Below are 10,843 nucleotides of genomic sequence, written 5' to 3'. Positions count from 1 at the left end.
GTGCGCGCGGCGCAGCGGCGCGACCGCCCGGGCGCGCAGCGGCCGCCACCGCAGCGCCGGGACGAGCAGCAGCAGTACCGCCAGCGGGACGGCCAGCGCGGTCGTCGCGAGCGCGCGGGCGTGCGGGTCGGCGAGCAGCGCCACCAGCCCGATCACCGTGTACGCGGTCGTCGTGATCACGCCGCCCGCCAGGATCACGGCGGTGGCGAGCGAGGCCGACGCGCCGCCCCGGCGGAACTGCCGGAAGGTGTAGACGACGCTCACCGCCGGGCCCGCGGGCAGCGTCGTGGACAGCGCGTTGCCCGCGTACGTGATCGCGAAGGCGCGGCGCAGCGAGATCCGCAGCCCCCCGATGCGCAGCAGCCGCCGCTGGAGCCGGGCGAACGCCCCCATCGACCCCGCCTCGGCGACGACGACCAGGACGAGCCAGGCCGGTTCGGCGTCCCGCGCGAGGGACCACATCACCCCGAGGTCGGGAAGGTCCGCGTCCACGAACGGAAGGACGGCGACGGCCGCGACGAGCAGCGCCACCTGGGCCAGAAGCCCGATCCGGCGCCGCCACCAGGGCCGCGCGTCGCCCGTCGTCTCGGCACTGACGGCAGACGTGATCTCCTCGTCCGCGACCGTGACGGACGGCTCCGCCATGGCCGGGACACTGACGGACGCAACCACCGTCTCCTGCATGCCCCGGTCACCTCGCAGCCTCGCCCTGGTCAACGCAACCTATGGCGCAGGTAAGACATTCCCCGAAAGTGATCACGAAATCGTAGATTTCAGTGCATCGCCCTCGGCGGTCCGCCCCGGCGGGCCTTCCCTCAGCGGGCGCTGCGGGCCACCCCAGGTCCTCTGTCCTCCCAGGAGGTTCCATGCCGATCGCCAAGAAGCCCGTCGTCCCCGGGCTGCATCCGGACCCCAGCGTGTGCCGCGCCGGTTCCGAGTTCTACCTGGTCAACTCCAGCTTCGAGTACGCGCCCGGGGTGCCGATCTTCCGGTCGGGTGATCTGCGCCACTGGAGCCCGATCGGGCATGTGCTCGACCGTCCCGATCAGCTGGAGCTCGCCGGTTGCCGGCACTCCGGCGGCGTCTACGCGCCGACGCTCCGGTACCACCGCGAGCGCTTCTGGATGATCACGACCAACGTGCACGACCAGCCGGGCCAGGTGCTGGTGACCGCCACCGACCCGGCCGGCGCCTGGTCCCGGCCGATCCGCGTCCCGGACGCGGACGGCATCGACCCCGATCTGGCCTGGGACGACGCCGGGACGTGCTGGCTGACCTGGTCGGGTGAGCTGCCGAAGGGCAGGCAGGGCATCATCCAGGCCGTCCTCGACACCGAGACCGGTGCGCTGCTGACCGAACCCGCCGTGATCTGGCGAGGCACCGGCGGCCAGTTCCCCGAAGGCCCCCACCTCATCAGGCGGGGATCGACGTGGTACCTGTTCATCGCCGAAGGCGGCACCGAACGCGGCCACGCCGTCACCGTCGCGCGCGGCCCTCGGCCGGACGGCCCCTTCGAGCCCTGCCCTGACAACCCGCTGCTCACCGCACGCGGATCGGCCTGGTCGACGCAGAGCACCGGCCACGCCGACGTCGTGCAACGCCCGGACGGGAGCTGGGCGATGGTGTTCCTCGGCGTCCGGCTGCGCGGCTCGGCCCTTTGCTGGCATGTGCTCGGGCGCGAGACCTTCGCCGCCGAGCTCGACTGGGAGGACGGCTGGCCCCGCCTGGGCGAGCCGATCGAGGGAGACGCGGCGGGCCCGGTCGTCGAGGAGCTCACCGGTCCCGGTCTGCCGCACGCGTGGGTGGCTCCGGCCCGCTTTCCCGCCGATCTGCTCCGCTACACCCCTGAAGGGCACTGGCATCTGACCTCGCCTTCGCACGAGGAGGTGTTCGTCGGACGCCGTCAGCAGCACTTCTTCATCAGCGCGCAGGCCCGGGTCGATCCGGGCGCCGGACGCGCGGGAGTGGAGCTGCGCATCGACCCGTTCCACCGCGTGACGCTGTCCGTCGAGGGCGATCAGGTGCGCGTGACCGCCTCGATCGGCGGTGTGCAGGCCGTCCTCGGTGAGACCACCGTCACCGCCCCACCGGTGCTTGAACTGCGAACCCGGCCTTCCGAAGGGGCGGAGGGCACTCCCTGCCAGGGGCCCGATCTGATCGTCGCGGGCGTGCGGGAGGCCACCGGCTTCCGGGAACTCGGTCGGCTCGACGGCCGCTACCTCTCCACCGAGGTGGCCGGGGGGTTCACCGGACGCATGATCGGGCTGGTCGGCGCCGACGCCGCCGTGCGGTCGTTCGTCTATCGCGGAAGCGACGACCTGACCGACCTGGACGACTGACTCTGCGACGGGCGACGCGGCCGGGCGCCTTCACCGGCGCTCGGCCGCGCCTCCCAGGGGCCGCTAAGGGCGATTGGTCGGGTTGACGGCGTCCGCTTCCGCGGGGGCGTCGGAGCCCAGCTGGTCGTCGTCGTCACCCGGGCGGGCGGTCTCCTGCTCGTACCGGGTGATGCCGAGTCCGTCGGGCGGGAGGTTCTCCGGCTCCTCGATGACGTGGTCGTCGGGAGGGTCCTGCACGTACCGCTCGGTCAGGGCGATCTCGTAGGACTGCTCGTCGTCGCCCATCTCGTCCATGTCCTCGCGGAAGTCACGGTCCTCACCGGGCTGGCGCTGTCTCACGGCCCCCTCCATGTTCGATCGGTTGCGCTGATCGGTCCGGTATCCCCGCTGGAGGGCTCCCTACTCGTGATCTCGGACGGACACCAGCCCGCCGACCACGCCCACGTAGGCGGTGCCGTCGGGACCGAGGGTGATCGGCGCCCAGTTGTTGTCGAACCACTTGCCGGTGCCCGTGAGCACCTTGTAGACGGTGCGGCCGGTGTGCGCGTCCACGGCCGTGAAGTACCAGGCGTCGATGAGGTCGCCGCGCGGTTCCTTGGTATAGAGGTAGAGGAGGCCGGCGGGGACGGACGCCTTGGCGACCGTGGACGGTGAGCGTTCCGTGCTCGTCCAGACCGTGTGGCAGCCCCGCCCGTCCGCGTCGACGTCGACGCGGCTGACTCCGCCGGTGGACGAGCCGCCAGGAGGCAGCTCGAAGAAGTTGCGATAGCCGTAGTTGTTCTCCACGAAGAGGCTGTCGCCGTAGCCGACCAGGGAGTTGTCGGTGGCGCTCGCTCCGCTGCCGAAGACGGGCACCTGGCAGACGAGACGGCCGTCCTCGCGGTCGCGGACGACGACGTGCATGCGGTCGTCGGCGTTGTCGGTGATCGCCACGTAGCGGTCGCCGAGGAAGGTGGGGGTGGTTCCCGAGCCCTGGTCGATCTGGCCGGGTTTGCGGCCGCTGCCCCGGTCGTAGGTCGCGCGCCAGACGACGGCCGGCGTGCCGTCCGCGCCGGTCCGCATCCGGTAGAGGGCGTGGTCGGACACGATCGACACGCCGTCCTCGGCCGCCGCGAAGGAGTTCTGGATGCCCTCGCCGGGAAGGCGGGTCGCGCGGACGGCCCCGGTGCGCGGGTCGATGGTGCCGACGCGGCCGTTCCGCGTGATCCACCAGATGAGGCCGTCCCAGTCGGGGCCGACGGCGGTGATCGGGTCGCACTCGCCCTTGGGCCACGGGTTCGTCCAGGTGGCGCAGTCGTGGGGGAGGTGGCCGCTGAGGTCCCAGTCGTCGGTGACGGTGAACCGCCATGCCCCGTCGGGCCCCTTCTCGTGCGCGAACCGGCGCACGTGGAACGCCGAGTCGGCGAGGACGGCCCGGTCCTGCGGGTCGAGGTAGTAGTAGGCGCCGCCGGAGGTGTCGGTGAGGACCTTGTCGAGGCTGCCCGAGAACACGGCCTCCACCGTGGACGGCCTGGGCGGCAGCTCGTAGGTGGCGAGGTCGCGCAGGGTCCTCGGGTCGATCAGCCGCAGGGTGAAGGTCTGCCCGCGGGTGCACTGGGCGACGATCAGTCCGGTTCTGCGCGCGAACGTCACGGTGGAGCACAGACCGGGGAGCAGGCCGCCGCCCTTGGCCTCGTTCTGCACGCGCGGGTTCCGTCCGAGCGGTCCCAGGAACGGATACGTGTCGGACGCGTAGCTGTCGGCGTGCATGGAGGACGTGCCGGCGGGCCCCTGGTGCGGGTTCGCGGGGACCGGACGTCCCGGCAGCGCCTTCGGTGTCGCGGGCCCGCCGATGTACTGCGGGACGAGGCCCTTGCCGGGGCCGTCCGGGATGGTGTCGGCCGCGGCCGGGACGGCGGCGGTGAGAACGGCGAGGAGGGCGAAGGCGAGCAGGGGCCTGCGCAGGACGATCCACCGCATGGATGGATCATCGCGCGAAGCGCCCGTATGGTTACCATCCCGGCATGGGCGTTGAAGCAGTGATCTTCGACTGGGGTGGGACGCTGACCCCCTGGCACGACCTCGAACTGGCCGACATGTGGCGCGCCATCTGCGAGGCGCACCTTCCTCCCGACGACCTGGACAAGGTCATCGCGGCGCTGGTGGAGGCCGAGCTGGAGCTGTGGCGCCGGGGGACCGAGGAGCACCGCAGCGCCACGTTCGCCGAGCTGTTCGCGATGGCCGGGGTCGAGCCGACCGACGCCTTTCTCGACACCCACTTCGAGGTCTGGACCCCGCACACCCACACCGACCCGGCCGTGCCGGAGCTGTTCGCCGCCCTCCGCGAGCGCGGGATCAAGATCGGCGTGCTGTCCAACACCATCTGGCCGCGGGACTGGCACGAGCGCGTCTTCGTCCGCGACGACGTCCTCCACCTGCTCGACGGCGCCGTCTACTCCTGCGAGATCCCCTGGACCAAGCCGCACGCCGAGGCGTTCCGCGCCGCGATGGACGCCGTCGGCGCCACCGATCCGGCGTCGTGCGTCTTCGTCGGCGACCGCCCTTACGACGACATCCACGGCGCCAAGGGCGCGGGCCTGCGCGCCGTGCAGATCTGGCACCAGACGACGCACGCGTTCACGCGTCCCGGCCTGACGCCTCCCGACGCGCTGATCCACGACCTGGGGGAGCTGCTCCCGCACGTCGAGCGCTGGCACGCCGCCTGACCGGTCAGGGCCTCCGCGCCACGATGAGGTCGCGGGAGATGGCCTGGTCGACGCGGTGGCGGAAGCCGAGGTAGGGCTCGGAGTCCTGGACGTCGAGGCCGCTGCCCGCGAGGATCGCCGCGAGGTCCTCGCGGCGGCCGACGAACGTGTTCCAGGAGATGCCGATCGCGCCGCCGGGGCGCAGCAGCCGCGTCCACTCCGGGACGGCCGCGGCGAGCAGCTCGACCGGGCTGCGCGATAGCGTCCCGCCCCTGCGCCCCTGGCCGCCCTTGGCGCGGCTGCCGTGCTGGACGCCGTACGGGGCGTCGGTCACGATCAGGTCGAACGAGCGGGGCCGGAAGAATTTGCCCGCCTCGACGGAGTCGGCGTTCACGACGGTGATCTCCATCGTCTCGCCGCTCTTGTACCGCTCCTTGGACGCGCCCAGCGTGACGTGCAGGCGCCGCCCGAGGACGGCCTTGTCGCGGCGGATGCTCGTCACCTCCGCCTGGTGCTTCACCCGGTTGTTCTTCAGCCACGTCTTGATGAAGGCCGCGTAGGCGTCGAAGTCCTTGCCGTCGATGTCCATTCCCGCGGCGTCCAGGCCGTACATCATCGCCTGGTTCAGCGTCGTGCCGCGGCCGCACATCGGGTCGAGCAGCCTGGGGCGCCCGGTGACGAGGTCCATCGGCGCGTCGGTGGCCATGGCCGTGACGTTCAGCAGGAGCTTGGTGAAGTTCTCGTTCGTCTTGCCCGAGTACTTCTGGATCGTGAGGAGATCGCTGCCGAACAGGTCGAGCGGCGTGATCGTCACGGGGCGGAGGAGGCCGTCCTCGATCTCGAACAGCGCGTACAGCGACGACAGGTTGGACAGCAGCCGCAGGTCGGTCTCCGTCAGGCCGTCCGCGGAGAACGTGACGTACGGGACGCCGCCGATCGAGGTCTCCGCGATGTCCCGGACGCGCCCGCCGAGGGCGCGCTCGCTGAACACGGAGAGCTCCGCCCTGACCAGGTCCGCGGCCGCCTGCGCGTAGACCCGGTTGTGCGACGGAGAGACGAGGAGGCCGTACGCGGTCATCCGGTCGAGGTTAGCAGCGTGCGCGGCGTGCCGGACGCGCTCCGGCGGCGGCCGGACACGGGGCGGGTGCCGCCGGAAGACTGCGCTCCCGGCGGCACCCGCACGGCCCATGGGCGGGCCGTTCCTCCCCGGTCATCCCGTTCGGACGGGCCTCCGCTTGGCGCCCCGGGCGTTCCGCCTGTCGACGGCCTTGCGAACCGGTTCGCGGGGCGCCGTCTCGCGCCTCGCGTCCTGCCCGGGCTCCGGCGCCGCCACCCGTGCGGCGTCGGGACCGCCGGCCGGTAGCGCACGGACCGGACCGGCCGGTACCTCCAGGGCGGGCTGCGCCGACGCCTCCAGGACCGGCTGGGCCTTGGCCTCCAGGACCGGCTGGGTCTTGGGCTCCACGACCGGCTGGGTCTGCGCCTCCAGAGCCGGCTGCTCCGGGGCCTCCAGAGGCTCCAGGTCGGGCAGATGCCGCGCGGCGGCGGTCAGCAGTTCGTGGACGCGGCTCTGCAGGCTGGCCAGGTCGGCGCGCGCCACGGCCGCCTGCGCCTTGGCCCGGCGCGCCTGCCGCCGCGCCTCGTCGCGCTCGCTCGCGAGCTGCTTGAGCTGCTCCTGGTAGGCGGCCCGCAGTTCCTCCAGGGCGCTTCGCTTGCCGGTGTCGTTGCCGTGCGGGGCGATGGTCATGGCCGTCGGAACTCCTCCCCCGAGTGATCCAGGTCAACAGAGATCAACGCGTTCATGGAGCCCCATCGTTCCCACCGTGGGGCAGATCACTCACCCGGTTCAGGACGCGGGGACAGCGCCGCAGGAGGGAGCCCGGGGAACGCCTCGCGCGGCGCCGCGGCGCCGCCCTTCTGCCGCCAGCCCGCCGACCGCGCCATGGCGTTCTGCGCGCAGCCCGCCGCGAACCGGCGCAGTTGCGGGTGGGACGCGCCGGCGAGGCCCACGTAGGCGGGGACCAGGGCGTCCTCCAGCGCCGCGGCGAGCTGGACGGCGCTGCGCGCGGACGTCACCCGGACGGGCAGCCGGTACGCGGCGGCCGCGGCGACGGGCTCGGCCGACAGCAGCGCGACCAGGCGGTCGCGCTGGGTGCGGTGCGCCTCCCAGACCGCCTTCGCGGTCTGCTGGAGCGGCCCGCGGAGCCGGGCGCCGAGCAGCCCGTACCCGTACACGGCGGCGTGCTCGGCCGCCAGCGCCGTCTGGAGCGCCTGGAGGTCGAACTTGGGCATCGCGGACGGCGCCGGGTCCCTGACCGTCCCGGCGTGGCCCGCCTCGCACGCGCCGATGCTCGCCAGGAGCTGGGACAGCCCGGGGCCCGCCTTGCCGGTGTCCTCGCTACGCGCCGCGGCGGCGCGCTGCTCCTCCGCGCGCAGCGCCGCCATGATCGCGGTGGCGCCGCCGGGGAGCGCGATCGCCTTCGGGGACGGGATGGCGCCGCCCTCGTGCGCCCGGTCGCCCGACCCCGGCAGGTAGTGCCGCTTCAGGACGGCCAGATGCTCGCGGTGGTGCGCCAGGACGGGGTCGATGCGGCGGGCCAGCGACGCGTCGGCCGACCGGGCGGCCTCGTACGTGGCGACGAGGTCCTGCTCGGAGGAGATCGCCTCCACCAGCGTCGACACGTCCTCGCGGGGGACGGCCTCGGCGGTGCAGCCGGCCGGCCACGGCAGGGCCAGCGCTGCCGCGCCGCCCAGCAGCGCGCGGCGCGACACCCGAGGCGGGCACGGAACGGCCTCTGGCAAGGGGGTCTCCTCACCCGGTGGCATGGTGACGGGGGCCCGCGGCGGTCCCGGTCCCCGGACGCGTCCATCGGGCCAGCTCAAGCATTCCATATCCGCCGCGCCGGTGAGCTGTTCGAAAGGCCGCTGCGGTGTCCGGCTGTCGATAGTCTTGAGGGGCCGGCGGACCAGCGGTGGATCCGCGGCGAGCACGGACGGCACAACAGGAGGAGGGTCCCATGAGCGTCGAGTCCCGCGGTGGCCGCGCTCAGGGGGGCCGCGGCGACGCGTCCGCGCGCCCGTCCCGCGACGCGGCCGTCGCCGAGCTGGGCCGCCTGCTCGCGCCCGCCGTGGCCCGGGCCGGGTTCGACCTGGAGGAGGTCGACGTGCGCCCGGCCGGGCGCCGCCGCCTCGTCCGGATCGTCGTGGACGGCGACGACGGCGTCGGGCTGGACGACATCGCGAAGCTGAGCGAGACGGCGTCGGCGCTGCTCGACGAGTCCGACGTCATGGGCACCTCGCCGTACGTCCTCGAAGTGACCTCGCCGGGCGTCGACCGTCCCCTCACCGAGCCGCGGCACTGGCGCCGCGCCGTCGGCCGGCTGGTCGTCGTCCCGCTGGCCGAGGGCGGCCAGATCGAGGGCCGCGTGGTGGCCGCCGACGACGAGGCCGTGGAGATCGAGGTCGCCGAGAAGCGCCGGGGCAAGGGCCCGGGCAAGGGCCCTGCCAAGGGCGGCTCCGCCGGGCCGAAGACCGCCGCGCGGCGCCGGTTCGCGCTCGGCGAGCTGGGGCGCGGCCGCGTGCAGGTGGAGTTCAAGGCCCCCGCGGGCGACACCGGGGGGACCGGGGGCACGTCCCCCCGCGGCGGCGCCGCCGAGGCGGCCGGCGAAACGCGTTCTCCGGCCGAGCCGGACTAGAGGGGGGAACCTCGTGGACATCGACATGACCGCCCTGCGCGGCCTGGAGAGCGAGAAGGACATCTCGCTCGACGTGGCCGTGAAGGCCATCGAAGACGCCCTGCTGATCGCCTACCACCGGACGGAGGGCGCGGCGCCGCGGGCCCGCGTCGAGCTGGACCGGGAGAGCGGGCACGTCACCGTGTGGGCGACCGAGACCGACGAGGAGGGCGCGGCCCTCCGGGAATACGACGACACCCCGTCCGGTTTCGGACGTATCGCGGCGACGACCGCCAAGCAGGTCATCCTGCAGCGGCTGCGCGACGCCGAGGACGAGCTGACCTTCGGCGAGTACGCCGGCCGCGAGGGCGACATCGTCAGCGGCATCATCCAGCAGGGCAAGGACCCGCGGAACGTGCTGGTCGACCTCGGCAAGATCGAGGCCGTCCTGCCGCCGCAGGAGCAGGTGCCCGGCGAGCGGTACGAGCACGGCGAGCGGCTGCGCGCCTACGTGGTGCAGGTCCGCAAGGGCCACCGCGGCCCGTCGGTGCAGCTCTCGCGCACCCATCCGAACCTCGTGCGCAAGCTGTTCGCGCTGGAGGTGCCGGAGATCGCGGACGGCACCGTGGAGATCGCGGCCATCGCCCGGGAGGCCGGCCACCGCACCAAGATCGCGGTGCGCTCGCGCAAGCCCGGCGTGAACGCCAAGGGGGCCTGCATCGGCCCGCTCGGCAGCCGCGTCCGCAACGTGATGGCGGAGCTGCACGGCGAGAAGATCGACATCGTCGACTGGTCGGACGACCCGGCCGAGTTCGTCGGCAACGCGCTCTCGCCCGCCCGGGTCTCCGCCGTCGAGGTCGTCGACGCCGACGGCCGGGTGGCGCGGGTGATCGTGCCGGACTACCAGCTCTCGCTGGCCATCGGCAAGGAGGGCCAGAACGCCCGGCTCGCCGCGCGGCTCACCGGCTGGCGGATCGACATCCGGTCCGACACCGAGCCGGCGGAGGGGCGGGGCGCCGAGCGCCAGCAGCCCGCCCGCCCGGCCCGGCAGGGGGAGTCCCGTGCGGGATCGTCCCGTCCGGGCGAGGCGCGTTCGGCGGACGCCCGGCCGGGTGCCGCGTCGCCGGAGGGTGACCGGTCCCGGACGCCGGAAGGCCGCACGGCCGAAGCGTCCGGCGGGACCTCTGGCGGGGCGTCCGGCGAGGCGGCCGCGGGGGCCGCGACGGGTTCGGAGGGGACGCCCGCGAAGGGCGCCGGAACCGGCGAATCTGGATCTTCTGCATCCGGAGAGCATGCGACAGGTCCCGCCGACGCCTCGGCGCGGTAGACTCATGACACGTGGCCGGGCGGTTCCACGACGCACGTGCGTGGGCTGCCGGGTTTGCACGGCCAAGTCCGACTTGCTGCGCCTGGTGGTGGTCGAGGGCGAGATCGTCCCCGATCCCCGCGGGCGGCTGCCGGGACGGGGCGCGCATCTGCACCCCGACCTGGAGTGCCTCGACCTCGCAGAGCGTCGTCGGGCGTTCCCGAGGGCGTTCCGCCTCCCGGGGCCGCTCGATGGCGGTGCGCTGCGGGCGTGGCTTGCGGAGCGGGCCGTGCCGCAGCAGGATGGCCGAACGATAAGCGACGTCTAGTCGGAAGCAGGTCGAGATTGCTATGAGCGCTCGATGAGCACGCCGCGATGAGTACGGCAAGTTAGCGACGGTCCGGAGGCCGCACCCCCGGACCGAGTAGGGAGTGCAGTGGCCAAGGTCCGGGTTTACGAACTCGCCAAGGAGTTCGGTGTCGAGAGCAAGGTCGTCATGGCCAAGCTCCAGGAAATGGGCGAGTTCGTACGGTCGGCGTCCTCCACGATCGAGGCGCCGGTCGTTCGCAGGCTCACGGAAGCCTTCTCCAGTCCTTCGTCCTCCAAGCAGGGGGACAAGCGCGGCGGTCAGAAGCGTCCTTCGGGACCGCGCCCGTCCGCGCCGCGCCCCGGGCCCCCCGGTGGCGCCTCCGATTCCCAGGGCGCGCGCCCCTCGGCGCCGCGTCCCGCCGCCCCGCGTCCCGCCGGTCCCCGGCCGGGTCCGAGCGGCCCTTCCAACGCGCCCTCGGGCCTGCCTTCGGGCGGTCCCTCGGGCGCTCCGAAGCCGGGCCCGCAGCCGGG

General features: G+C 73.4%; 11 protein-coding genes and 1 pseudogene. 6 read left to right on the top strand and 6 right to left on the bottom strand.

The annotated features are described in order from the left end of the window. Positions 1 to 645, bottom strand: a 645-nt coding sequence (locus E1300_RS42480) for a lysylphosphatidylglycerol synthase domain-containing protein (RefSeq protein ID WP_207400273.1), incomplete at its 3' end; no start/stop codon positions are given. 221 nt (positions 646 to 866) lie between these two features. Here E1300_RS42480 and E1300_RS42475 point away from each other — a divergent pair. Then, positions 867 to 2,339, top strand: coding sequence for a glycoside hydrolase family 43 protein (locus E1300_RS42475; protein ID WP_131762946.1), 1,473 nt, complete (start codon positions 867 to 869; stop codon positions 2,337 to 2,339). Positions 2,340 to 2,402: 63 nt separating this feature from the next. Here E1300_RS42475 and E1300_RS42470 read toward each other — a convergent pair whose 3' ends face one another. Both E1300_RS42470 and E1300_RS42465 read right to left on the bottom strand, forming a co-directional pair. Next, complete coding sequence (locus E1300_RS42470; protein ID WP_131762945.1) at positions 2,403 to 2,678, bottom strand: hypothetical protein; 276 nt, start codon at positions 2,676 to 2,678, stop codon at positions 2,403 to 2,405. Positions 2,679 to 2,738: 60 nt separating this feature from the next. After that, positions 2,739 to 4,298, bottom strand: coding sequence for a PQQ-binding-like beta-propeller repeat protein (locus tag E1300_RS42465; RefSeq protein WP_131762944.1), 1,560 nt, complete (start codon positions 4,296 to 4,298; stop codon positions 2,739 to 2,741). A 44-nt stretch (positions 4,299 to 4,342) separates the two neighbouring features. Between E1300_RS42465 and E1300_RS42460 the strand changes: the two genes are divergently transcribed. Continuing rightward, positions 4,343 to 5,044, top strand: a complete 702-nt coding sequence (locus tag E1300_RS42460) for an HAD family hydrolase (RefSeq protein ID WP_131762943.1) — start codon at positions 4,343 to 4,345, stop codon at positions 5,042 to 5,044. A gap of 4 nt (positions 5,045 to 5,048) precedes the next feature. Here E1300_RS42460 and E1300_RS42455 read toward each other — a convergent pair whose 3' ends face one another. The 3 genes from E1300_RS42455 to E1300_RS53070 all read right to left on the bottom strand — a co-directional run bounded on the left by E1300_RS42455 (position 5,049) and on the right by E1300_RS53070 (position 7,825). Beyond that, on the bottom strand, positions 5,049 to 6,101 hold the full coding sequence (locus E1300_RS42455) for a TRM11 family SAM-dependent methyltransferase (protein ID WP_131762942.1): 1,053 nt from the start codon (positions 6,099 to 6,101) through the stop codon (positions 5,049 to 5,051). Positions 6,102 to 6,233: 132 nt separating this feature from the next. Further along, the gene (locus E1300_RS42450) at positions 6,234 to 6,770 is read right to left on the bottom strand and encodes a hypothetical protein (RefSeq protein ID WP_131762941.1); all 537 of its coding nucleotides are present in this window, start codon (positions 6,768 to 6,770) and stop codon (positions 6,234 to 6,236) included. Positions 6,771 to 6,856: 86 nt separating this feature from the next. Next, complete coding sequence (locus E1300_RS53070; RefSeq protein ID WP_242619752.1) at positions 6,857 to 7,825, bottom strand: ferritin-like domain-containing protein; 969 nt, start codon at positions 7,823 to 7,825, stop codon at positions 6,857 to 6,859. A gap of 215 nt (positions 7,826 to 8,040) precedes the next feature. Between E1300_RS53070 and rimP the strand changes: the two genes are divergently transcribed. The 4 genes and pseudogenes from rimP to E1300_RS53065 all read left to right on the top strand — a co-directional run. Next, positions 8,041 to 8,718 carry a ribosome maturation factor RimP gene (rimP, locus tag E1300_RS42435; protein WP_131762940.1) on the top strand — a complete coding sequence of 226 codons (678 nt, stop codon included), beginning with the start codon at positions 8,041 to 8,043 and terminating at the stop codon, positions 8,716 to 8,718. Between the two features lie 25 nt (positions 8,719 to 8,743). Continuing rightward, positions 8,744 to 9,718 (top strand): annotated as a pseudogene (gene nusA, locus E1300_RS42430) (transcription termination factor NusA); the annotation flags it as partial. Between the two features lie 346 nt (positions 9,719 to 10,064). Then, entirely contained in the window at positions 10,065 to 10,331 is a 267-nt protein-coding gene (locus tag E1300_RS42425; RefSeq protein ID WP_242619751.1) for a YlxR family protein, read from the top strand. Between the two features lie 108 nt (positions 10,332 to 10,439). Further along, on the top strand, positions 10,440 to 10,843 hold a 404-nt coding region (locus E1300_RS53065; protein WP_242619750.1), incomplete at its 3' end, for a translation initiation factor IF-2 N-terminal domain-containing protein.

This window comes from Actinomadura fibrosa (assembly GCF_900659615.1).
GTDB lineage: Bacteria > Actinomycetota > Actinomycetes > Streptosporangiales > Streptosporangiaceae > Spirillospora > Spirillospora fibrosa.
Note: the sequence above shows the minus strand (reverse complement) of the source record. Positions and strands in the feature narration are given on the sequence as shown.

Excerpts from the sequence above, each read along its gene's own strand:
- E1300_RS42475 (WP_131762946.1), top strand. The coding sequence starts at position 867 with ATGCCGATCGCCAAGAAGCCCGTCGTCCCCGGGCTGCATCCGGACCCC.
- E1300_RS42465 (WP_131762944.1), bottom strand. The coding sequence starts at position 4,298 with ATGCGGTGGATCGTCCTGCGCAGGCCCCTGCTCGCCTTCGCCCTCCTC.
- E1300_RS42460 (WP_131762943.1), top strand. The coding sequence starts at position 4,343 with ATGGGCGTTGAAGCAGTGATCTTCGACTGGGGTGGGACGCTGACCCCC.
- E1300_RS42455 (WP_131762942.1), bottom strand. The coding sequence starts at position 6,101 with ATGACCGCGTACGGCCTCCTCGTCTCTCCGTCGCACAACCGGGTCTAC.
- E1300_RS42450 (WP_131762941.1), bottom strand. The coding sequence starts at position 6,770 with ATGACCATCGCCCCGCACGGCAACGACACCGGCAAGCGAAGCGCCCTG.
- rimP (WP_131762940.1), top strand. The coding sequence starts at position 8,041 with ATGAGCGTCGAGTCCCGCGGTGGCCGCGCTCAGGGGGGCCGCGGCGAC.